A 22,047-nucleotide genomic window follows, 5' to 3' on the forward strand; every position below is an offset into this window, starting at 1 on the left:
ATCCGTGTGCTGGGCATCAACCACCCCGATACCCTGACCAGCCGCCACAACCTCGCCAGCGCACTGGCCAGGATGGGCGAGCAGGAAGAGGCGGTACGACTGCTACGAAAGACCCTCGCTGACCGCGTCCGTATGCTGGGCCCTGAGCACCCGCACACCGTGCGCACCCGCGACGACCTGGAGACAGCTTCGGCTGCCAGGCGTGCTGCGCAACGGCGACAGGCCTGGTTGCGCCCCTCGCGACGCTAGGAGCCGTCCCCCACAAGCACCACGAACTTCGCCTACGACAACGGCGGCCGACTCAACGCCACCATGGACCCGCTCACCGGCACCGAGGCCTGGACCGACTACGACGCCGCCGGCCGCCCGCAGACAGAGCAGCGGGCGAATGCGATGTCGGCACCGACCGCCTGGCGGTTCCACCGAACAGCATGCCAAGTACGACCCGTACAGGGGCGCCCCCGCCTCGACGGCCGGTGACTGGAGAGCACTGGAGCACTGGGCCCTACCGCTGACACCGGTTCCTGAGGGCTTGCCGATGCTAGGAACCGCCTCGGATCAGACGCTGCCTCAATGCGTCGGCTTCAGCAGCGGCCTCCTGGAGGGGGTGAGCCGCGGTATCGGAGGCCGCTCGGGGGCCGGGGGACGGCCAAGCGGAGATCAGGTATGACTCGGTGGATTCGAGGTTGGATCCATCTCGCTCCAGATGCCGACCGCGCGCTTTGACCTCGACGTGGTACCACCCGGGACCGTCAGCGCTCAGAAGGGGGAGACCGTCGTGCGCACCGTGGACGAGCGACTCGACGCGGAGGTTGCCCGCTGGTGCCCAGAGGCAGGTGCTGACCGCCTCTTCCCAGTTCTCGTTCTTGGGCCCGTCCGTCGGCGCGACCTCGACGGTCACGTTGCCGGTGTTGATGCCGGTCAGCACCATGGCTCCTTGAGCCATGGGGACGAGCAGGTTCTGCGACCAGTCCGCGGTTTCGATGGGAACTTCGCCCGCGTCGAGGATGCCGAAGCTGCCCTCGTTCACGAAGATCCTGGCTGAGGTGGTCACGTTCTACTCCCCTCTCCAAGCCGGTGCTCTGGTACCGCCGAGAGCACGCTACTTTAGGGACCAGCGCACCGCTGGGGTGTGGCGAGGGGCAGCCTCACCCCGGCGGCGGTTGGCTGATCTACCTGACGGCGACGCGGAACGGGTCGTTCTCCAGAACCCGTCACGACGGGGCGCCCGGCGGTCGCGTTGTCGCACCGGATCTCGTTCATGGAGACGCTGGTGACGGCGGCGCTGTACGGGGCATTGGTGAAAGTGAGGTACCACGTCGTCTGGCACCTGCCCACGGCGCCCGCTGCCGTGGCGGTGGTGTCCCAGAAGGACTCGCCCTGCTGCCACGAGCTGACCGGCGAGAGCGGCTTCTTCGGGAAGGTCGCGCTCTCGCGAGTGCACGAGCCCGACAGTGTCGCCTGTCCGTCGATCGAGGCCCTTCGGTGCGTCTCCCCAGCCGGAGTACATGGATGTGTCGATCTGGTGGGCGTAGCGGCCAAGGTCGGTGGCCGTGTAGTTGTACTGCATGACGATCAGCTCAGCCTGACCGGTCGTCGTCGTGGTTCCGTTGACGACGCGCTGGGTGGTGTACGTGACCGTCGTCCAGGTACAGGCTGCGGTGCGAGTCGCGTAGACCACATTGTTGGCCTGGTCGCACCACGCCGGGGGAGTGATGGCTGCCGCAGCCGTGGGACCGCGGTTGAGTGCGCTCTTGGCCGCTGGGGTACCGGGCTTGACCTGGATGCAGCTGCGGGCCCCACTCGCGTTTGGCACCGAGCACGTCTCTCCACCCGGCGCGGCGGGAGAGTGCACTCCTTGCTTGGAGGTGGTTCGTTGCCCAGGGAAATGGGCTCCGGAACAGGACGAGTCCGGACCGCCGTCGGGCGGTCATGAGGCTCTGAGGACTGGGCTGAGGCGGCCGTAGTGGAGCCGGCTGAGGCGTACGGGAAGTTCGCCGAGGAGCCGACGAGGCCTGAGCTGGAGCGGTTCTTCTTCCTCGACGACGAGGACCGGAAGCTGGTCGCGAAGCGACGCGGTGACCACAACCGGCTCGGCTTCACCCTTCAGATGTGCACGGTCTGCTACATCGGGCTGTTTCTGGAGGACCCCTTGGCCGTGCCGTGGCCAGTGGTGGAGCACCTGGCCTCGCAACTGGAGATCGAGGACGTCTCCTGCGTCAAGGAGTACACCGAGCGGCTGAAGACGGCGTACGAGCAGGCGTGGGAGATCCGCGATGCGTACGGCTACCACCCGTTCGAGGACCACGCCCACCACGGGTACCGCGATGAAGGGTGCGTTGCAGCGGGTCGAGGACATCGCCGCCTTCCAGCTGGGCCGTCTGAAGCTGGAGCAGATCCCGCCGAACCGGCTGTCCGCGCTGGCCCGGTACGGGCTGGGCACCAAGGCGCCGAAGCTGGAGCGGACTCCGGAGCCCAAGCGCACGGCGATGCTCACCGCGGTGATGCGCCACCTGGAGGCCAAGGCGATCGACGACGCCCTGGACCTGCTCGAGATTCTGATGGCCACCAGGCTGATCAGCACCGCGAAGCGGTCCACCGACAAGCAGCGCCTGTCCACGCTGCCGCAGTTGGAGAAGGCATCGCGGCTGGTGGCCAGGGCGGCGGCGGTGTTCATCGAGGAGCTGGAGCTGATCGAGCAGAGCGGCTGCGATGTGGACGTGGCCGCGCTGTGGGGGGCGCTGGAGGAGGTCGCACCCCGGGCGGCCCTGTCCAGCGCGGCCACCGTGGTGGTGAGCTTGGTCCCGGAGGGCGACGGCACGGCGAAGGCCGCGCTGCGTGGGGCGCTGGCGCTGCGCTACAACACTGTCAAGCCGTTCCTGTCGCTGCTGGGCGAGGCCTCGGCGCTGGGGGCTGCGACCGGCGGGGCCCGCGTCCTGGCCGGGGTAAAGAGGCTGCCAGCGCTGTCGCGGCGGAAGGTGGGCGAGAAGCCGCTGCTGCCGCGGGAGGTCGACGACAAGCTGGTGCCGGCGCACTGGCGCAAGGCGGTGTACGCGAACACCGAGCTCCCGCAGGGGGCGGTGGACCGCGACGCGTACGTGGTGTGCGTGCTGGAGCAGCTGTTTCGCGCGCTCAAGCGCCGCGACATCTTCGCCTCTCCCTCACACCGCTGGTCCGACCCGCGCGCCCGCCTGCCGGACGGCAAGGGCTGGGAGGCGGTCCGCGAGGACGTCCTGGCGGGGCTGAACCCCGTGGACGCGATGCCCACGGGGTTCTGTGCTGCTTGGCCGGCCGAGCGGGACGTCGACGCTACTTCTTGCACTTGGTCTTGAAGCCGTCCAGCAGAGCCTTGCCAGCATCGGAGTTGTCACGCACGTACACGCTACCGCTGATGCCGATCGAGGTGTTGCTGGTTGAGATGGACTCGCTGCCGGTCCGCCTGTTGCGGGTGTCATCTCCGGCGACCGTCCAGATGATCTGGGACTGATCCTTGTTGAACTCGCCGGTGCTGGTCACGTCCGGCTCCTCATAGACACCATCGCAGCTGTACTCATGATGCGAGACACTGTTGCCCTTGACGACCAGCTGGCCGAGGTCGGACGTGCCGTTGACGTCCTTGATGTAGTAGGTACCGTCGAGCTTGCTGGCGCTGTCGCTGCTTCCGCTGCAGGCGGTGAGTATGAGTGAGCCCGCGGCCAGGGCCGCGATGGACGCGGCGATCTTGGCCCGCGTCCTACGTGCGGTCCTGGTGATGTTCATGATGTTCCCCCTTGGTTCGTTCTGGATAGGTCGGTTTGAGATATAAGGCAGTCAAAATAACCTACGAATAAGTGACTTTGGCTGACCGGGACCGCCTGTCAGGCGCCTTCCTGGCGATCTCCGGGACGGGGACGCCCGGTGCGGCCCGAGCTGGAGAAGGCGCCCATGCCGTTGGGGTCGTCGCTGCCCGGCGCTCAGCATCCCGTGCAGGGTGTCCCACAGCCACTGGTTCGCCGCCTCCCGCACCGAGGCCACCAGCCTCGTCAGCGTCGTCACCCCCGGCAGCAGCACACGACGCTCACGCAGCCACCCCGCCGCCGCGTCGAACAACGCCTTCGGCCCCTCGCCCGTCGTCCAGGCCCGCGCGTCCACCCACTCCCGCAGCTCGCCCTCCACCTCGGCGAACTCCCCGTACCGCAGGACTCGCCGCAGCTCACGCACATGCTCCAGCCGGGTGTTCTCCCGCTCCCCGTACTCCCTGAGCACCGACGGATCGCCGATGTCCAGCTGCTCGGCGAGGTACTCCACGACCTCCACCGGCACGTCCGCCGGGTCGTCCAGGAACACCCCGAGATAACGCGCGGTCGTGAGCTGGGCCGCGAACCCCAGGCGGTTGTGCGCCCGCCTCTTGGACTCGATCAGCTCCCGGTCCGCGTCGTCCAGGAAGAAGAACCGCTCCAACTCCGTACGGGACGGCGCCCCGCGATATGCCGCGTACGCGGCAGCCTGCTCATCCGTCAAAAACTCGACCGGCACCCCGGACCTCCAGATAGTCGATCAACACGACTGCCGAAGGTTCATCCCTCACAGAACCCCATCTAAGCCCTCAGCGAGGCCGGACAGGCTTAGCGCCGGTTTTCGTTCCGATGTTCCTCGACCCCCCCACCCCGCGGCGTGCACGGCGCCGGCCCGCCCGCGGGTCCGGCCGTCCAGGACCCACGACCAGGGCGCGGCGGGCGCCGGCCCAGCGGCGGGATGCGGGTGGGTGGGCACGGCGCCCAGGTCCACACCGGGGATCGGGCGGAGCTGCGCGGAGGCACCTCGCCCCCATGTCGGCTGGGGGCGAGGAGCCCTTGAAAAGTTTTCGCGGAGTGAGCTATTCCGCACTGGAGAATTGAGGATGCGGGGCGGAGTCGGGAGCGCGCCAACGCGTCATGTCGCGGCGCCCTGGTGTTTGTCAGCTCGGTCCGTCGGCTCCGGAGGGTCCGGCAGCCTGCCAAGGGAGGAAACCTCATGTCTGCTACCGACCCCCAGGAGCCACCACAGCGGGCCCCTCGAACGGATCCACTCGTACTGCTGCTCTTGGCCCTGGTCGTCGTTTTGCTCTTGGGCGCGACCGGCTATCTGTGTTTCATCCACCGCTCACTCGCTGGTCCTATCGGGGCGGTGGGTGCAGTGGGTGCCGCCCTGGCGGCCGCGTTCGGTGTCGTCCTTTCCGGTCGCGGCCGGTGATCAGAGCCGGGCCGAGACCCCGCCGGGGTGACGCTTGGATGCAGGGCTCGTTGATCTTTTCTGCACGGCGAACGGGTTCGCCCGGGCCCGGCCGTTGCACTCGCGTGGCTGGTAGAGGGTCCCGAGCCGGAGGTATACCGCCCGTGGCGGCGAACGAGAATCCCACCGTGAGAAGGCGTCGGCTGGGCGCGGAGCTGCGCCGGCTCCGCCTGGCCAGTGGCCTGACGAGTAGCCAGGTGGCCGAGCACCTGTTGATCTCCCAGCCCAAGATCAGTCTCCTGGAGAACGGCCGCCGGATCATCAGGCCCCGTGATGTGCGGGACCTGTGCGGCCTCTACGGGGTCACGGACCCCGAGGTCGTCGACGCGTTGGTGCGGCAGGCAAGGGAGTCTGGGCGCCGAGGCTGGTGGGTTGCCTTCGGTGAGGTCCCGTACGCCGTCTACATCGGCCTGGAGACGGGCGCCTCCTCGATCCATTCCTACGAGCCCTTGGTGGTGCCCGGCCTGCTGCAGACGCCCGCCTACGCGGCCGCGGTCATCGCGGAAACGATCCCTCTGGCCACGCCGGAACAGAAAGCCGTGCGTCTTCGGCTACGGCTGTGCCGCCAGCACCGGGCTCACCACCCGGCCCGTCCTTTCCGCTTATGGGCCGTGCTGGACGAATCGGTACTGCACCGTGTGGTCGGCGGGCCCGACATCATGCGCGAACAGCTTGAGCACCTGAACCGCCTCAGTACCCAGCCGCACATCACCGTGCAGGTGCTCCCGCACGATGTGGGAGCCCACCCGGGTATCTCGGGACAGTTCTCCATCCTCACGTTCGCGGAGGCCCCTGGGAAGGGCACGGTGTATCTGGAACGGTTCACCAGTGACCTGTACCTGGAGAGACGATCCGACGTAGAGCACTACGGCGTCATGTACGAACACCTCCAGGCCAAGGCACTCAACCCGGACAGCACCCGTCAGTTCATCACCCAAGCCGCCAAGGCCCACGCCCGAACGAGTGGTACCCGTTCCCACCAACATGTCTGAACGGTCCATTCAAGAGCCGATGCCAAGATCCACCGGCATCCGCTCTTCGTCTTCACCTATGTGGCCACCCGGAACCCGGCCGGCAGCCGCGCACTGCTGCGCTCACCTCTCGTGAAGTTCGTTGGATTTCACAGATCCTCATCGATGCTGGTGTCGGGGCTCCAGACGGCGGGGCCTCCGCCGCGCCACTCGATGAGCAGGAGATCGTCGAGGCGGACGGTGTCGGGGTCCAGGCCGCCCGCCGCAGGAATTCGAGGAGGTCGGCGGGGCCGAGGGCGCGGCCGAGGATCTCGCCGTCTACGCGGACGCGGCGCCCGCCCTCGGCGTCCGGCGGGTAGACGACGACACGCAGTCCAGGGCTCATCCCGCCACCGTGCCGGTACCCGGTCATTCGAGCACTCCGAGGGCGGTGTCCGGGCGGCAGTGGATACAGGCCGGCACGCCCTCGGCCAGGAGCTGGCGCACCTGCTCGGCGGCGGCCGGGACGCAGCGCTTTCCGGTGTCCCAGCAGTCCCCGGTGTGGAGGCGGACCGGGAGCCGGCCGACGCCTATCCCGCGCTCGACTAGCCACGCCGGAGGCTCGGGCGCCGGCTGCTGCCGGGTGGTGGCGGCCTCGCGCTCCTCGGCGGCGGCAAGGGCCTGTTCCGCGCGGCCAAGCTCGCCGCGCAGGTAGGTGATCAAGGTTTGGAGCCGGGGCAGGTCCGGCGGCAGCACGGACATGCGGGTCACCCTCCGTTCTGTGCCTGCCGGGCGGCCCTGCACGCCTCGCACAGCGGGTTGGCCGGAGCGCCGTACCGCGCGCACGGTCGGCCGCATTTGGCGCAAGGGCCGGTCTGGCTCGGCGCCCAGGTGACTGGCTGCGGCCGGCCGACAGGGGGAGTGGGGGAGGTCATGGTGCGCTCCTGGGGATGGAGCGGAACCCCAGACTCAATCATATGTTCGATTCTCTGCCCTAGGCAGACCTCGGTGGCACTCTGCCCGATCACCCGGACATACCTCTCCATACCTAGATCATCTAGGGCGGGTTTTCGTGCTGTTGCTGTCCTTCTGGCCGTGAGACCTCCGCAAGGGGTGGAGAGGGGCCATAGGGGCCCTGACCAGGAAGGCACCGTCATGGAGCGCATCACCCGCTGGTACACCCCGCTCACCACCGACGCTCACCCGGAGCGGTTCGCCAGCTCCGAGCAGCCGGGCGCCGTCGTCACCGTTCGGCGGCCCGGGGGCCGCGTGGAGCGGTTCCGGCTGACGGACACCCCGCTGTACGGCCCGCACCGCGGCACGTTCGCGGCGGAGCCGGCCGACTACCTGTAGGCCGTCCGGGGGACGGCGGGGGCCGCCTCGGCGGCCCCCGCTGCCGTCTGTCCGGCACCGGTCCGCAGTCCCCCGCAGGGGTGATTTTTGCCCTCGCGTACGCGTAGGCGGCTTATGCGGTGTGCTTCCAACTCGCTCTGGAATCTGGGCTATTGACAGCAAACAGGATCTTTCGGCATGTTTCCGGCGCGGCCCGATCGTCGGGCCGGTCGACGTGTGATCGGAGTGCGATTCATGGCGCGTTCGGTACGTGAGAGCTACGACGAGAACCAGGCCGCGAGCCGGCTGCGGGTGCCGTTGGCGGCCTGGCGGTGGGCGGTCGGCTCGGGCCTGGTCCCGCCGGCCGACGCCGGCCCTGGCCTGTGGTCGCGGGCGGTGGTGGAGGCCGCCGACCCGGAGCAGGCGCGCGCGGCCCTGCGGGGGCCGATCGGCGCGGGGGTGGCTGCGGACCGGCTGACGCAGGCCCTGGGGGAGCCGTTGCGGTGCCGGCCGCGGGTGACCGCGGCGGCGGTCGGCCACCTCGCCCGAGCCGGCCTGCTGGTCCGCCTCGGCGGGGACCACGAGTTCCCCGACGTCCACCCGGACCAGGTGGCCGCCCTCGGCCGCCGCCGGGACCTGTCGGCCCTCCTCGACCGGCACGTCCCCCTCGGCCCCGACCAGGCCGCCCGCCGGCTCGGCGTCCGCCGCGTCGACTTCGACCAGGTGGTCAGGCTCGGTTGGGTCGCGCCGGTCGGCTCGGTGGAGATCGACTACAAGCGGCAGGGCGGCGTGACCACGGTCCCGCTGTACTCCGCCGAGGACGTCGCCCTGCTCCCCGTCGTCCGGCCCTCGGTGCACTGGCGGGCGGTGTACGCCGCCCCTGCGGGGAGCCGCTCCCCGCTCGCCGCCCTCAACCCGGTTGTCCCGGGCCAGGACAGGGTGCTGCTCGCGGAGGTGGCTCGGATGGCCCGGGTGGGCCGGGCCGCGGTGGTGAACTGGCGCCGCCAGCACGACGACTTCCCCGCCCCGACCGGCGGCACGGACGTGCATCCGCAGTTCGACCGACAGGCGATCGTGGCGTGGCTGCTCGCCCACGACAAGACCGAGGTGCCCGTGGGCATGCCGGCGGCCTCGCTGGTGGTGACCGGTCCCGGGCGCCGTGCGTCTCGGTTCCGGCTCGACGGCCCGCACTTGGTCCTGGCCGACGACGTGGAGGGGGAGGACCAGTTGTCCGGCTGGTCCACCGATGCGGACGCCGACGAGTTGGCTGCCCTGGCGGCGGGGGAGTTCGGGGCGTCGGTGGGTCGGCTGATCGCGCCGGGGACGGCGCCGTTGGCGGTGTTGGGGGAGGTGCGGGTGATCGAGCGGTTCCGTTCGGGGGCCGGTGGCCTGCGGGTGACGCTGGCGTGGCCGGCCGGCCTGCGGGGCGCCGCCACCGAACGGGGGGCGGGCGGGGTGGTCCGGCACGGGATGCCGTACGCCAGCTCGGGGGAGTCGTGCCCGTGCGATCGGCACGACTGTGGCGGCCTGGTCCCGGTCGACTGGTGCGCCGAGCACGGGCGGGCTGTCGGGCCGGTGATGGAGTGGCACCCCGGCGGCGGTGTCCGCTGCATGGCGCTGCATCGCCGTCGTGCAGCGGCGGAACGCGCTGGCACCGTGCTGTCTGGCCGGAGGTGACTGGAGCTGCGGCCCCGCTGGAGGCCCCGGCGTACATCTGAGTGGGCTGCGCCCACTTCGGGCGGGGCGGCGAGGCGGCCCGTGTGCCTCCGCACCGTGCCCCCGGGCCGGTTGGGGCCGGGGGCACGGTGCGGGCGGCGGGGGATTGACTGGAGCCGGGCTAGGGCTTCCATTGCCTGATGGACCAGGTCTGGCCGGGGCCGCCCTTGGGGCGGCCTACCAGATATCCGTCTGCGTCGGTCCAGTAGGTCCGCTCGGCGGAGATGGTGTGGCTGTCGGCGGCGTAGATGTAGGTGCCGTCGTAGGTCCACCCGTAGGCGTTTCGGGTGCCGGTGCTGGCTCCGCAGCCGTACACGCTGGTGGCGCAGTCGGAGCCGATCACCGGGGGGACGATGCCTTCCTTGGCCGCGGCTTCCAGATAGGTATCCAGCGCGGCGATGAGGCGATCGTACTGGCTGCTGCCGCGGCGGACGCCGGTGAATTCGGTGACGCCGCGGGATCCGATGACCTTGCGGAAGGAGCACTTGGAGTGCCATTCGTGCAGGTCGTCCTGAGGGATGGCGGCCAGGGCGGCGGCGGCCCGGCGCTCCTTGATTTCAGGTAGCAGCTTCTCGGCGCGCTTGGCGACCTGTTCGGCGCGCGGGTCGTTCTTCAGGCGCTCGACTGCGTTCTTCATCTGCTCCTCGATCCCCATCCGAAGCGCCTCCTGCTTCTCCGGGGAGGGGATGTAGGTCCTCAGCCACCTGTCCCGCGTTCCCTCGGGCTGTCGGCTGAACTCCTCCGTCTCTTCCGGGGTGGGGATGGTGCCCTCGATGATTTCCCGCCGGTAGGCGCGCAGTCGGCCGAGGTCTTCGGCGCTGGGAGGGTTGTCCTCGGCCTCCCACGCCTCAAACTCGGCGTCCGCGGCCGCGTAGGCCTCCTCCTCTTCTCGGAATGCCCGGCTCTGTGCCTTCTCCGCCCGCGCGTCGGCCTGGATGGTCGTCCACTCGGCGGGGATCAGCGGGGCGAGACGGCCGCGTACGTCTGCGGGCATGCCGTCGAGCCGGTTCTGGAAGGCCTCCTCGGTGGAGAAGCGCTCGAGGGCCTCCTTTGACGCGTTTTTGTGCATCCATACGCAGTAGTTGCCGATGTTCTGGTACTCGCCGACGGCGTGGCTGACGATCTGGTTGAACGGCCGGCGCGCCACGGGGTCCTGGAGGGTGCTGTGCCACCACGCAGTGACGGGGGTGTTGTCGGCCTCGCCCAGCTCCAGCAGTGGCGGCGTGGTGTGGTTCTGGAGGTACTTGGTGCCTTTCTGGTAGTCGCTGACGTCGGTGGTGCGGCCCAGACGCACGCGTACGGCCCGACCGGTCTCGTTGTTGACGATGGTGAACTTGCCTTCGGGGAATGGAGACATAACCCCAGTATCGTCACTCTGTGTATTTGTCCGAATGCGAAACGCGCATTTCCCGCCCCACCCACCGGCTACCACGCACCTTGTGGGGCCACGGGCACCCCGGCTCCGCTACCCGACTTACCCGCCCCGGCCAAAGGCTCGGACGTGCTTCCGCAGTTCGATCGGGCGGCGGTGGTCGCCTGGCTGCTCGCTCCCGACAAGTTTGGCGTTCCCGTCGGCATGCCGACGGGAACGCTGGTTGTGACCGGTCCCGGGCACGGTACGTCCCGGTTCCGGCTCGATGGCCCGCGCCTGGTCCTGGCCGAGGACGCCGAAGGGCAGGACGAGTTGTCCGGCTGGTCCACGGACGCCGACGCTAGGCCGCCGGGGTCCTCGGCGGCGGCCGCCACGACCTCCTCGGCGCCCCTGACGCGCTGGCCGAGCTGACTGCCGGGCATTTCGGGGCGTCGATGAGTCGGCTGACCGCTCCGGGCACGGGGCCGTTGGCGGTGCTGGGGGAGGTGCGGGTGATCGAGCGGTTCCGGTCGGGGTCGGGCGGCCTGCGGGTGACGCTGGCCTGGCCCGCCGGCCTGCGTGCGCCGCCGCGGAGGGTTCGGCGGGCGGGGTGGTCCGGCACGGGGTGCCGTACGCCGGCTCGGCGGAGGTGTGCGCGTGCCGCCGGTACGACTGCGGGGGCCTGGTCCCGGTGGCCTGGTGCACGGAGCAGGGGGACGCAGCCGGCCCGTTGATGGAATGGCACCCCGGCGGCGGGATCCACTGCATCGAACTGGACCGGGAGGCCTCGGAGCCGGTGCCTTCGGCGTGACGCAACAGCAGCCGGGGGCCACCACCTGGTGGCGGCCCCCGGCTGCGCCGGTGCGCCTGTGATCATGCTCCCGCAATGAGCCGTCCATGTCTCACCGGCTCCGCTGCGCCTCCCTTGATGGTCGATCCGCAGGAGGTGGGGGCGCTTCGTGTTACGGGCGTCGGCTGCTCCCGCAGGTGGAGCGCTGTCTGGATACGGGCGTGTGCCTGCGAGGGGCAGTGCTCAATCGCTAGCTTGATCGTCTGACGGTTGCCGCGTACGGCGGCCGCGCGCCTTCCGCGCGGCGATTCCGCACATCAGGACGGGAGCGACACGAGCATGGGCAGTGTCACGGGCAAGTTCGAGATGACCAGCAGTGATGACAACTACGACGCCTATCTCAAGGCGATCGGCGTGGGCATGATCCAGCGCAACCTGGCGGTCAAGGCCAAGCCGACCGAGGAGATCACCGAGTCGTGGGGCGGCCGGTACACGTTGAAGACCCTCACCGCGCTGAAGAACACGGAGATCAACTTTGTTCTCGGGGAGGAGTTCGACGAGGACACGTTCGACAACCGCAGGGCCCGCAGCACGGTGACCCAGGACGGGGCGAAGTTCATCCAGGTGCAGAAGTACGGCGAGGACGAGGCCACGATCGTGCGGGCCTTCGGCGACACGAGCATGGAGGTCACCTACTCGGCCAAGGGTGTGACCTCTGTCCGGACATTCAGCCGGCTCTGAAAGCCTGACGCTGGCGGGGATCTTCCGGCCCGCCAGCGTCAGGGTGCGGTTCTTCCGACGCTACGGCGAAGGGAGGAAGATGTCGCTGTCCCACGCGGTGGCGGGCGTCGCATTGGCCGGCTTCTCGTGGGTGTAGACGTCGATGCGCACCTTGGCGGGCCGTCGGTGCTCCCGAGCCCGGCGCTGTCCAGTACGTATCCGGTGGCCACATTCTTGATGTGCCGGGTGCTAGGGCTGGGTGGTGGTGCGGGCTTTGTCGATGAGGCGTTCGGCGGTGCGGGTGCTGATGCCGTTAAGGATTCTCTGCCGACAGCATCCAGCCAGGACATCAAGATCGAAATTCACCCGCCCGGCCGGTGGTACGGGCCTATGTCCCGGGGCGCTCCTGGTACGTGAGCGCCCCGGACCCCCCTCGCGTTCGTGTCACCGACCGCGCCGGCGCCGCGATGGACGCACCGTTCACGGTCGCCGTGCTGTAGCCGCGATCCGATCGTGTGAGGTGCTCCCGAGCCACCGCCCAGACCCCCCGGATCACTCCTCCTCGCCCGTCGGCAGCCTCCTTCCTACTGCGCCCACTCCACCCCGAGCCCGGCGAGCGCTTCGAGCTGCGCGGCATCCAGCCGGTCGCGCCGCTGGCGCTGGTTGGCCAGCCATACCCCGGTGCGGTGGGCCGCCCCGGCGAGGTGCTCGACGTGCTGGCGGCCGGGGAGGCCGCCGCCTTCCCGTTGAACGTACTGAGCCAGGGCCTGGATGCCGGTCTGGAAGGCCGCTGCGCCCCGCCCGGACCCCTGCGGCCGTGCTCGTCTTGGCGGGCGCCTGGCGGGCCCGTACGGCCCGTGCCGGGGTGATGCCGAGCGCGGTGAGCCGGGCCTGCTGCTCGGTGTTGAGCCGGGCCCAGTCCCGTCGTTGGACGGCGAGCCACCGGCCGATGTCCTCCCCGTGCCGGGTCACCCCGGCGGTGACGGCGGTCAGGCGGGCGCCTTCGGCCAGGAGCTGGGTGAGGTAGGCGTAGTGCCGTTGCCAGTCCACCGTCCACCCGCGCTCGGCCGGGTTCCAGTCCTCGTCGATCGCGGCCAGCGCCGCCGCCCGCCGCTCCGCCCGTACGGGGTCCTTCCCGAGTCCGCCGGGCCGACGGACGTTGGTCAGCCACTGCCCGATCTGGACGTCGAGGATCGCCGCGCCGCGCGGGGCCGCCAGGGTGCCGTGGAGGCGGTACCAGGCCCGCGCGGCGGCGAGGCTGGTCTCGAAGGCGGCGTCGGCGGTGTCCCACACGATCCCCAGCCCTTCCAGCTCGGCCGCCCGCTCCCCGCTCATCTGCCCGGCGCGGAAGGCGCGGCGCTGGTCGGAGAGCCACCGCCCCAGCGGGTACGGGCCCTCGGCGTGCTCGTACGGAACCTGAAGGTCCCCCTCGCGCTCCCGGTACCGGAACGCGGCCTCCACGCCCCGACGCCAGTCCTGCCGCTCGGTGTTGAACACCTGGTACGAGATCCACTGTGAACGGGTGCTGCGGTGGCACCGGATGGGCGTCAGCGAGGACGGGTGGGCCGTCCCTGCTCAAGCTGCCCGGCGATAGTGATCATGGCTGTCGTGAGATGACCAAGTTGCTGCCGTCAGGCGCCCATCATGAGGACTGCTGGCTGCGATGGGCGTGCCTGCTCACCCTTCGCGATCTGCGATCTCTCGGTTTGGTGACAGTGGTGTGAGAGACAGTGGGCTCTGGTGTGTTGCGGCTGGTCGGGGGCTGTTTCGGGGCGTGTGGTCACTGTCTTGGATGTGAGAGATCGGGGTCTATCCACTGTCGTTGAGTGAGAGATGCCCAGGTCGCTTACTGACGCGAAAACGAGAGATCGCAGGCGGGAAGAAGTTCGCCCACGGCACGAAGCTGTGCGTCGAGTTCAACGTCGTGCGGGGAGAGCCGTGCGTGGTGATCCACCGGTAGCCGTTCTCACAGGGTCCGACGGCACGTCAAACCGCCCTTCCAGAGCAGGTAGGGCGGTTCATGTGGGTGACGCGTGAATGAGTCGTTGTACATCCCTAACGAAATGGTGCACTCTATGCTATTTCGTAACATAAAGGTGTCCATGAGTGCATGATTCAGGCCATTAGGCACAGAAAGTCCCTAACTGTCTTCTTGCGGAGGATTTCGGGCCTTGTTGATCATGGGGTTTCCGTGTCCGTGACCCGTGTAGGGGGTTTTGTCGTGCCTGATGTGAGCGTCGACCTGCCGATTGGTTTCGAGGTGCCGACCGCGTTCACCGAGATCGATTTCAAGCTGTCGGCGGAGGCGAACACGAACAAGCTGATCGAGCGGCTGAACATGGTCGATCCGAAGCCGTCTGACGCGCAGGTGGCGCACGCGGTCCTGGCGCAGCAGACGATGTATGAGCTGCTGTCCGCGGCGGGGGCCGTCTACGCCGGGACGCTGTTGTACGGGCCGACGAAGGAGAAGCCCGAGGAGAAGCTGTCCTCGGCGATTTTGACGGTGACCGCCCGGCCGTCGGAGTTGTCCAACGAGCACACGGTGCACCGGCTGGCCCGCACGATGGGCGCCATTTACCCCAATGCCGAGGTAGGCGTCGTCATGCTGGCCACCGGCCCGGCTGTCCTGCTGACGGAGGAACGCAAGGTGGAGAAGCCGGTCAACCTCCTGACCGACGGTGGTGGCCCCACCATCGTCCGCCAGCTCCACACTTTCGTCCCCATCCCGGGCCGGCTGGCGATGGCGGATTTCGCGATCGCCACGGAGAACCTCGACCACTGGGAGTCCTGCGTGGAGATCCTGGCCGAGGTCTGCCGCACCATCACCTTCTCCGAGGACGCCAGCGCGGCCTGAGGTCCTCGCCAGGGGCCGACCGGCCGGGCTAGCAGTGCTCCCGCCCCGATGGCTGCTGGGGATCCATCGGACGCCGGGCCCTCCTGCGGCGCGGTCGCGATGGCCGCCGCCCCCTCGGGTGATTCGGAGCGTGGGCCCGTCACGAGCTGCCTCGACGCTCCTCAAGGACCCCGACCTGACGGAGATCACCGCCCGCACGACGCCTTCCCACTGGGGCGGCATGCAGCGGACACCGCTGCCCCCCGGTTCACAGAACTCGATGCCCCGGCCCAAGGCCGGACGACGTTTCATGGAGAAATTGATGCAGATCGCATATACAGCCGGCGTCGGTTCGGTCTTGCATTTCGTAGGGCCGGACGCCCGATTCCCTGGCTTCAACCCAGGGGCGGACGCCATCGTCCAGGCCGTGCACTCCGAGCTGAACATGTACACCACCAACGCCAAGGACGCGCTGAAGATCTGGGGCTGGGACCCCAAGGCCCTCACAGATGTCGATCGATACCGAATCGACCAGCTCCTGCGCATGTTCGTCTTCCAGGAGAACCAGATCAAGGACGCATTTTGGCGCCTGAACAGAGAATTCGATGGGTATCTGACCGACAACGCGGAGATCGCGCAGCAGGCGCAGGACTTTGTCGAGGCTCTGCCGCGCCTCACCAAGGAAGCAGCCGAAGAGAAGAAGAAGGGCCCGTTCGAGACGAGCGAAGAATGGGACACGTGGCTCTACTACGAGGTGGATCCGGACAATATCGACGGAGTGATGTCGTGGCGTCACCCGGACATCGCCCGTGACCTCGGCGCGGTCCCCAGCCTCGCGATGGGCGGCAACTACTCGGGGCGGCACTACTGGCGTCTGAAGGACCGCGGCTACCCCCGCGAGTACGTCGAGGACCAGCGGCTCTACGACCTCATCGACACCGCGCTGGCGATTCAGGCCGAGTTTCAGCTGCAGTGCCTTCTCACGGACCGGGAGTTCACCCGGATCATCGAGACCCGCGGGGCGGAGTTCGAGTGGCTGAAGGCCGATGCCGCCCGGAAGGCCGCCGCGGAGCAGGGCGGCGGCTTCTGGGGGCTCTTCGGGGACATCCTGGGGATCGTGTCCGCCGTCACCGGCGTGCTGGCCCTCATCCCCGTGCTCACCCCGATCGCCGGCCCGATCGCGGCCGTCACGGCGATGGGTGCCCTGGGCGCGCACACCGTCGACGCCGCGATCAAGGGCGACTGGGACGCCGACACCTTCATCGGCCTGGGCGCCGACGCCTTCGCGGCCCTGCCGGGCGTGCAGGCGGTCGCCAAGAGCCTCAAGTCCGGGAAAGCCATCACCAAGACCATCGGCACGGGTGCCAAACTCAGTACGAAGGCCACCGTTGGAGTCCGGCGCGCCGGCCTGACGTTCCTCGCTGAGACCGGCGGCGCGGGGGCGTCCGACGCCACGAAGATCTTCAACTATCTCGGCACCAAGGGCGCCAAGGTCGTCGGGGCGTCCGAAAAGGCGGGGCAGATCGCCGGCAAGGTCCTCCAGGGCTCCGTCAACCTCGCCACGCAGATCCCCCTCGTCACCGAGATGGCCACCGGCACAGACATGAGCCGAGGGAAATCAGCCGCCACCAATGCCGCTCTCACCGCGAACTACGGCCAGACCATCGGCAGCTGGGGCGCGGTCGGCACCGCGGCCCAAAAGCCCGTGACGGTCTCCCTCGCTCTGTTCGGCAAGGTCATCGGCCGCCGCTGAACCCGCCCCCCTCCTGCTCGCCGCCCGACTATCGGGCGGCGAGCACGAGGGCACCGAACACCCGCACCGCCGCCACCCCACACCCCCACCCCTGCCATCGAAGGAGCACTCCCCGGTGACCGACGACGACCGACAGGCCACCACCCGCACGGCTCTCCTCAAAGCTGCACTCGCCGCCGTAGGTGTCACCTTCTTCGTTCTGGCTCTCGCCCTGCCCGCCCGCTGGGCCTACGCTCCCGCTGCCGTTCTCCTCGCCGCCTCCGTCCTCGTCGGCCGCCGCACCAGCCGCCGCCCCTGACACACAAAGGCCGACCCACCCGCAGACGAACGACTGCGACACCGCAGGTGATTGTCACTGGGGTGCTGCGGTAGTTGTCATCGTGGGTGGGTCGTCATTGATGCTGGTCAGGGGTGGGCGTGCTCCTGGTGGTGACAATTTGGTGCGGTGTGTCCGGTGTCATCGGTGTGAGTTGTCGCTGGACAACGGTGTGCGGTGTCTATGGGGTGTCGCCGGCGCCAGTGGTCATGGGTGGCTGTTGTCGTCGGGTCTCAGAACTCTGCCATCGACTTGTCGAGTACCCCGCCTGTGGCACCGTACAGGCTGCACTTTGCGGAGTGTCCGGACCTTCGTCGGAGTGTGAAGCCGAGCGGGAAGAAGGCGAGGAAGAGGCTTCCTTCATCTGTGGCGACGACTGGGTGTGGACGCGACCCTGCATTCCCCGACGACACCGCCCTCGGCGCCGGCCGCGCCAGCGTCCCGGGTCCGTGTCTCTCCGGCGGCGGCCTGTTCCCGCTCCACCACCGCGCCCGCCGCTGCGGCCCCCGGGCAGCAGGCCCCGACGGAAGCCGCGGTCCCCGCCCACCGGCAGCAGAGCGCACCGGTCAGGGGCGCGGGGCGTAGGCGGTGACGGTGACGGCGAAGGCATCCACGCCCGGACGGCGGGGCTTGCGGGCGTGTGCGGACCGGGTACGGGCGGTGTGGTGGGCGCTATCGGGCCGGGACCGGATCGCTGCCCGGGGTCTGCTGGTGACCGGCGCGCTGCTCGCGGCCGCCTGGCGGGCAGGCCACCTCGGTCTGGTGCAGGCGGACTTTGTCCTGTCGGTCATGGGTGGCACGGCTGGTGTGGCCACTTTGTACCGGGGCACCCTGCACCGCCCGTAGCCCGCCGAACTCGTGCCCGGGTCGCCGGGCTCGGGGCGGGCCAAGGCGGACCGGTCGATGCGCCTGCTCAAGGCGATCGACGAAGCCGCCGGCGACGGGCGGCCTAGGGAGCTGTTTTCGAGCCGATCGTCCTCTTCGCCGAACTCCCCGGCCAGGAGTCTCCGCCACCGGGTCCCGTCAGTCCCGTCGATCCGGCCGCCAGCGGGGCGCTCTCAGACCCCATCATGGGGGTGGGTGTTACTAAATGCCGCTGTGCCCTGCCAGCCAGACGGCTTCTCTCTCCCTGCCCTGACCTGTGGAAACGTCGCGAGGTGGCTGTGGGGGTTGAATCCTGGGCGGCAGTGCCTATTCTCGTGTTGGCGCTGGCACCCGTGTGTCAGCGTTGACGCCTCGCTTCTCAAGCGGGGCTTTTTTCATGCCCTGCTGCCGATGGCCCCAACGCCCTGTGCGTTGGGGCCATCGGCGTTTTCGGAAGGTGGAGCGGTTTCGATGTCCGATGTCCTGTGGTTGGTTGCCTTGGTTGTGGGGTCCTTGGCTGCGGTGTGTCTGGGGGCTTTGCTGGTGTTTGCTCAGCTGGCGGGGAAGGCGATCAATCGGGCGCGGCGGGAGGACGTGCCGGGCATCATGGACCTGGTTGGCCGTACCGTGCTGGGCCTGTTCGGCTCCCTGCGTCAGGGGCTCGCTCGTGTGCCGGGTGGGGTGAGGCAGTCCTCCGGCTCGGCGTCCGCCCAGCCGGAGGTTGACGCCGGTGCGGGTGGTGAGGTGTGAAGCGGTCGATGTACGGCCCAGATCGCGACCGTGTTGGCCGCCGGGTCGGTGAGGACGTCCTGGGCCGCGCCCTGCGCAGCGTGCTGACGCCGTCTCAGCAGCGGCTGCTGCTGGACTATCTGCACGGTGCTCCCAAACAGCAGCTGGCTGCTCAGCTCGGCTTCGATGAGCGGCAACTGGATGTTGCGATCAGCCGTCTTCTGGGGAAGCTGAGGGATTCGGAGTGGGGCGATCAACTGCGCGCGGAACTGTTCAGCCCCCAGGGGCCCCAGTTCTCCTCACAGGTATGGGAAGGCGTCTCCGAGGTCCCGGTTCACCGGTGTGCGCGAACGGGCTGCACCGCACCGCCGCTCACGCAGAAGCCGAAGGGAAGACCCCGCCAGTACTGCTCGGCACGCTGCAAGCAGGCCGCCTACCGGGCGAAACTCCGGCTTGCCCGTACGTCCGCCATGGCGCCTTCGCCACGCAGCGATGTCCGAGCCCTGGACCGCTTCTGGGCTCAGGACCGTGTCCGGCGTCGCCCCTATCGGTTCGAGGCGTACAGCGACGAGCCGGTGGAGTTCCCGACGCTGGAGCCGCGTTCACGAGCAGCCTCTGAAGGCGACGGCTGGTGGGAGTCCTACCGCTTGGATCGATGGCTGCCGCGGAGGAAGGCTGCCACCGCTTCGCCGCAAGGGCCGAGTCCGGCCAGGCTGGCCCGATGGATACCGCGGCACAGAGGTGGTGCCGGCGCGGTGCCACGAGCGCTGCTTTCGGCGCGGCACCCGATGACGCAGCACCCCTTCGTCATCTTGGACGGAGAGCACCGGGTAGCGGCTCTCAGAAGCTCGCAGGGACGGCAGGCTTCGCCTCTCGCCCTTGCGACGTGGCTACACGATCATCACCAGCCCGACCGGAACCCGCCCCGACGAGCACGCCGCCTCCGGCCACTCCGCGTGCCCAGGGCCGTCCCCGTATGGATGCCGAAGCAATCGCTCGTGGGTATCAAGGGCATGCGGCCACAACGGATCCACCGGGGAATCGGGCGCTGCCCGAGATGGCACCGTCCCCGCCACCGCCGTGCGTCGCGGCTGGGCGGCCGGCCCAGCCGACTTCGGAGCCGAAAACCCAACGCCGCGGGGCCGGGGGCTGGCCGCTGTGGGGCCCTGGGGCTCGCTATGCGGGTGCTGCCTGGCTGGTGTCTTGGGTGTCGTTGGTGGAGCCGGGTGGGAGTGCTCCTGGGGGCGGTTCGGGTTGTGGGGATGTTGTCGCTTGGCGGTAATTGATGATGGCCTGGATTCTTTTCTCTGGGTCGGCTATTTCGTCGAGGGTGGCCGTGAATTTTTCGTCGAGGATGCTTCCTCTCCGCTGGCGGATGTGGTCCAGGGCCATGCCGGTGAGGGGGACGGCGAGGTAGGCCACGACGAGGATCGCTCCTGTTGCCCACCACGGTGCGCCGCCGAGGGTTGCGAGGGCTGCGGGCAGCCCGGCGAGGAGGCCGGTCACGGGGCTGAGGGAGGGCATGTTCATGGCGTGGATGCCTTTCTGGCATCCAGCGGCCGTGCCGCCTCATGCCTAAACAGGCCGGGTGGGGCCGGCTTGGAGGGAAGGAGGCGGCGTGTAGGTGCCGGGGTGTGCGGGCATGCCGAGGGCCGGCGCCGCCGAGGGGCGGGCCGGAGGTGTTTTACGGCAGGCTTGTCTGACCCCTGGGTGGTGGAGACATTCCCGGGGTTCTGTCGAGCTGAATTAGTGGATGGTTTTTGCGGGGGAGGTGTTCTTCGGCTTTTTGGGCAGGTTGGGCTATATGCAGTCGTTAACAAAAAGAATGCTTATAAATCCCTTGAGCCGATTCATCTGACCTCTGCCGCACCACCTTTTTCTGCTACCCGGCGTTCTGGGGCCTGCTGTGGGCATGCCGGAGCTGCAGCCAGTATCGCGCATGATGGCGGTGTGCGGGTCCCGTTCTGTCGGTGTGGTGGATCACGGTCATCTGGCCGTTGGGGTGCGTCCGTTGAGCTCTGGCCCGGAGGCGGTTGTGCTTGTACCGCAGGCCACCGGCCGTTGTCTCCGGTTCACGTCTTTTGGGTCTATGGCCCGTTTTCTGGCGGTGTCATGGAGATGAGCCGTTTTGTTGGCCTGGGTTGGGCCGGGGTGGTGGTGTGTGGTGGCTGTGCTGCCGGAAGACGATGCGCTGGTGGGCGGGGTACTGCCGTCCGGGTCGGGGCGTGAGGGCGCGGTTGCCCGTCTGATGGCGTTGGACGCCCGGGGCGAGCTGACGTCGGCTCATGTGCGTTTGGTGGCGTCGGGACTCGGTGTTTCGGTCCGCACCGTGCGCCGTTGGGTTGAGGCGGCCCGCAGGGAGGGCCGGACGGGGCCTTTGCCGCGGCCGCATTTCACTGTCACCCCTCGCGTGCGTGGGCTTTTGGCGTTGTGGGGCGGTAACGCGGCTGCGGTGCACCGTGAGCTCCTGGCCCAGGCCCGGCAGGCCGGCGACGAGCAGCAGGTGCCGTCGTTGGCGACGTTGCAGCGTGCGGTGGCGCGGGATCTGTCGGTGGGGGAGCGGGCGGGGTTGAAGGGCGGTGAGGCTGCCCGGCGTCGGTTTGATGTGTACGGCAAGCGCCCGCGGACGCACCGGAACGCCTGCTGGGAGGGAGACCACAAGAGGATCCCGGTACGCGTGGACCTCGAAGGCTCCGCGGTGTGTCCGTGGGTGACGTGGTTCATCGATGTCGCGACGAAGGCGATTGTGGGAGTGGCGGTAACCCCGCACCAGCCGGCGAGGGATGCGGTGCTGGCGGCGCTGCGCACGGGGATCAGCAGGCAGGATCCGTACGGTCCGTTCGGTGGTCTGCCCGGGGTGGTGCGTGTCGACCGGGGCAAGGAGTTCTTGTGCCGGACGGTGGAGCGTGCTCTGGGTGCCTTCGCGGTCCCGGTGGATGATCTGCCGGCGTACAAGCCGTACCGCAAGGGCACCATCGAGGCTCTCAACGGTGCGGTGGAGGAGATGCTGCTGGTCTCGCTGCCGGGCTACACGCATCGGCCCCGCCCCGCGGAGGCGTACCACCCGGATCCGGTGGAGGACCTGCTCTCGTACCCGGACTTCGTGAAGATCCTGCTGGACTGGGTGGCGTGGTGGAACACCGAGCACCACCCTGCCGGTCTGGACGCGAACCTGACGCCATTGGCGGCGTGGGAGGCGGATCCGGTGCCGGTCGAGGATGTCGCGGAGGAGCGGTTGGCGTTCTTCGCGTTGGAGGACGATGGCCGGGTCCGGAAGATCACCACGAACGGGATCAGCTGGCGGCGTCGTGCGTATATCGCGCCGTGGATGGCCGGGCATGTCGGCATGCGGGTGCGGCTGCGGTATCTGCCGCACTACGACGGGCGGATCGAGGTGTTCTCCACCGAGGAGTGGGGCCGGCACCTGGGCAGCGCCTATCTCG

18 protein-coding genes and 3 pseudogenes are annotated in these 22,047 nt (G+C 69.0%); 13 read left to right on the top strand and 8 right to left on the bottom strand.

Features of this window, described 5'->3' with window-relative positions; all coding sequences use genetic code 11:
* Positions 1-249: tetratricopeptide repeat protein (locus ACZ4TG_RS25870; protein WP_468166780.1), on the top strand; the 249-nt coding region annotated here is incomplete at its 5' end.
* A gap of 292 nt (positions 250-541) precedes the next feature.
* On the opposite strand, the gene ACZ4TG_RS25875 is transcribed toward ACZ4TG_RS25870, so the two are convergent.
* Positions 542-1,054 (bottom strand): hypothetical protein, encoded by a 513-nt coding sequence (locus tag ACZ4TG_RS25875; protein ID WP_468166782.1) that lies wholly within the window; start codon positions 1,052-1,054, stop codon positions 542-544.
* A 912-nt stretch (positions 1,055-1,966) separates the two neighbouring features.
* Here ACZ4TG_RS25875 and ACZ4TG_RS25880 point away from each other — a divergent pair.
* A pseudogene (locus ACZ4TG_RS25880) lies at positions 1,967-3,248 on the top strand (DUF4158 domain-containing protein); the annotation flags it as partial.
* Between the two features lie 61 nt (positions 3,249-3,309).
* Here the strand turns inward: ACZ4TG_RS25880 and ACZ4TG_RS25885 are convergent.
* Both ACZ4TG_RS25885 and ACZ4TG_RS25890 read right to left on the bottom strand, forming a co-directional pair.
* Positions 3,310-3,759: a hypothetical protein gene (locus ACZ4TG_RS25885; RefSeq protein ID WP_468166784.1), complete on the bottom strand. Its 450-nt coding sequence runs from the start codon at positions 3,757-3,759 to the stop codon at positions 3,310-3,312.
* A 180-nt stretch (positions 3,760-3,939) separates the two neighbouring features.
* A pseudogene (locus ACZ4TG_RS25890) lies at positions 3,940-4,515 on the bottom strand (DUF4158 domain-containing protein); the annotation flags it as partial.
* A gap of 839 nt (positions 4,516-5,354) precedes the next feature.
* Here ACZ4TG_RS25890 and ACZ4TG_RS25895 point away from each other — a divergent pair.
* Positions 5,355-6,242, top strand: a complete 888-nt coding sequence (locus ACZ4TG_RS25895) for a helix-turn-helix domain-containing protein (RefSeq protein WP_468166786.1) — start codon at positions 5,355-5,357, stop codon at positions 6,240-6,242.
* Between the two features lie 128 nt (positions 6,243-6,370).
* Here the strand turns inward: ACZ4TG_RS25895 and ACZ4TG_RS25900 are convergent.
* Both ACZ4TG_RS25900 and ACZ4TG_RS25905 read right to left on the bottom strand, forming a co-directional pair.
* Positions 6,371-6,606: pseudogene (locus ACZ4TG_RS25900) on the bottom strand (hypothetical protein).
* Between the two features lie 23 nt (positions 6,607-6,629).
* A complete protein-coding gene (locus ACZ4TG_RS25905) occupies positions 6,630-6,962 on the bottom strand; it encodes a DUF6233 domain-containing protein (RefSeq protein WP_468166788.1) in 333 nt (110 codons plus the stop codon).
* Between the two features lie 393 nt (positions 6,963-7,355).
* On the opposite strand from ACZ4TG_RS25905, the gene ACZ4TG_RS25910 reads away from it, so the two are divergent.
* Positions 7,356-7,553 carry a hypothetical protein gene (locus ACZ4TG_RS25910; protein WP_468166790.1) on the top strand — a complete coding sequence of 66 codons (198 nt, stop codon included), beginning with the start codon at positions 7,356-7,358 and terminating at the stop codon, positions 7,551-7,553.
* A gap of 234 nt (positions 7,554-7,787) precedes the next feature.
* The gene (locus ACZ4TG_RS25915; RefSeq protein ID WP_468166792.1) at positions 7,788-9,209 is read left to right on the top strand and encodes a hypothetical protein; all 1,422 of its coding nucleotides are present in this window, start codon (positions 7,788-7,790) and stop codon (positions 9,207-9,209) included.
* A 160-nt stretch (positions 9,210-9,369) separates the two neighbouring features.
* On the opposite strand, the gene ACZ4TG_RS25920 is transcribed toward ACZ4TG_RS25915, so the two are convergent.
* Complete coding sequence (locus ACZ4TG_RS25920) at positions 9,370-10,605, bottom strand: hypothetical protein (RefSeq protein WP_468166794.1); 1,236 nt, start codon at positions 10,603-10,605, stop codon at positions 9,370-9,372.
* A gap of 144 nt (positions 10,606-10,749) precedes the next feature.
* Between ACZ4TG_RS25920 and ACZ4TG_RS25925 the strand changes: the two genes are divergently transcribed.
* Positions 10,750-11,031, top strand: a complete 282-nt coding sequence (locus ACZ4TG_RS25925; protein ID WP_468166796.1) for a hypothetical protein — start codon at positions 10,750-10,752, stop codon at positions 11,029-11,031.
* A 697-nt stretch (positions 11,032-11,728) separates the two neighbouring features.
* Positions 11,729-12,130 (top strand): lipocalin/fatty-acid binding family protein, encoded by a 402-nt coding sequence (locus ACZ4TG_RS25930; RefSeq protein ID WP_468166798.1) that lies wholly within the window; start codon positions 11,729-11,731, stop codon positions 12,128-12,130.
* A 531-nt stretch (positions 12,131-12,661) separates the two neighbouring features.
* Here the strand turns inward: ACZ4TG_RS25930 and ACZ4TG_RS25935 are convergent.
* Positions 12,662-13,606 carry a helicase associated domain-containing protein gene (locus ACZ4TG_RS25935; protein ID WP_468166800.1) on the bottom strand — a complete coding sequence of 315 codons (945 nt, stop codon included), beginning with the start codon at positions 13,604-13,606 and terminating at the stop codon, positions 12,662-12,664.
* Positions 13,607-14,300: 694 nt separating this feature from the next.
* On the opposite strand from ACZ4TG_RS25935, the gene ACZ4TG_RS25940 reads away from it, so the two are divergent.
* The 5 genes from ACZ4TG_RS25940 (at position 14,301) to ACZ4TG_RS25960 (ending at position 18,625) form a co-directional block, all read left to right on the top strand.
* On the top strand, positions 14,301-14,963 hold the full coding sequence (locus ACZ4TG_RS25940) for a hypothetical protein (protein WP_468166802.1): 663 nt from the start codon (positions 14,301-14,303) through the stop codon (positions 14,961-14,963).
* A gap of 406 nt (positions 14,964-15,369) precedes the next feature.
* Complete coding sequence (locus ACZ4TG_RS25945; RefSeq protein ID WP_468166804.1) at positions 15,370-16,695, top strand: hypothetical protein; 1,326 nt, start codon at positions 15,370-15,372, stop codon at positions 16,693-16,695.
* 115 nt (positions 16,696-16,810) lie between these two features.
* A complete protein-coding gene (locus ACZ4TG_RS25950) occupies positions 16,811-16,993 on the top strand; it encodes a hypothetical protein (RefSeq protein WP_468166806.1) in 183 nt (60 codons plus the stop codon).
* Positions 16,994-17,605: 612 nt separating this feature from the next.
* Positions 17,606-17,857 (top strand): hypothetical protein, encoded by a 252-nt coding sequence (locus ACZ4TG_RS25955; protein WP_468166808.1) that lies wholly within the window; start codon positions 17,606-17,608, stop codon positions 17,855-17,857.
* Between the two features lie 489 nt (positions 17,858-18,346).
* Entirely contained in the window at positions 18,347-18,625 is a 279-nt protein-coding gene (locus tag ACZ4TG_RS25960) for a hypothetical protein (RefSeq protein WP_468166810.1), read from the top strand.
* 1,155 nt (positions 18,626-19,780) lie between these two features.
* On the opposite strand, the gene ACZ4TG_RS25965 is transcribed toward ACZ4TG_RS25960, so the two are convergent.
* Positions 19,781-20,134 (bottom strand): hypothetical protein, encoded by a 354-nt coding sequence (locus ACZ4TG_RS25965; protein WP_468166812.1) that lies wholly within the window; start codon positions 20,132-20,134, stop codon positions 19,781-19,783.
* Positions 20,135-20,765: 631 nt separating this feature from the next.
* On the opposite strand from ACZ4TG_RS25965, the gene ACZ4TG_RS25970 reads away from it, so the two are divergent.
* Positions 20,766-22,047 (top strand): Mu transposase C-terminal domain-containing protein (locus tag ACZ4TG_RS25970; protein ID WP_468166814.1); only part of this gene is annotated, 1,282 nt, incomplete at its 3' end.

It is taken from the genome of Streptomyces sp. NPDC028314 (assembly GCF_055565795.1).

Excerpts from the sequence above, each read along its gene's own strand:
- ACZ4TG_RS25915 (WP_468166792.1), top strand. The coding sequence starts at position 7,788 with ATGGCGCGTTCGGTACGTGAGAGCTACGACGAGAACCAGGCCGCGAGC.
- ACZ4TG_RS25965 (WP_468166812.1), bottom strand. The coding sequence starts at position 20,134 with ATGAACATGCCCTCCCTCAGCCCCGTGACCGGCCTCCTCGCCGGGCTG.
- ACZ4TG_RS25930 (WP_468166798.1), top strand. The coding sequence starts at position 11,729 with ATGGGCAGTGTCACGGGCAAGTTCGAGATGACCAGCAGTGATGACAAC.
- ACZ4TG_RS25885 (WP_468166784.1), bottom strand. The coding sequence starts at position 3,759 with ATGAACATCACCAGGACCGCACGTAGGACGCGGGCCAAGATCGCCGCG.
- ACZ4TG_RS25960 (WP_468166810.1), top strand. The coding sequence starts at position 18,347 with ATGTCCGATGTCCTGTGGTTGGTTGCCTTGGTTGTGGGGTCCTTGGCT.
- ACZ4TG_RS25910 (WP_468166790.1), top strand. The coding sequence starts at position 7,356 with ATGGAGCGCATCACCCGCTGGTACACCCCGCTCACCACCGACGCTCAC.
- ACZ4TG_RS25920 (WP_468166794.1), bottom strand. The coding sequence starts at position 10,605 with ATGTCTCCATTCCCCGAAGGCAAGTTCACCATCGTCAACAACGAGACC.
- ACZ4TG_RS25905 (WP_468166788.1), bottom strand. The coding sequence starts at position 6,962 with ATGTCCGTGCTGCCGCCGGACCTGCCCCGGCTCCAAACCTTGATCACC.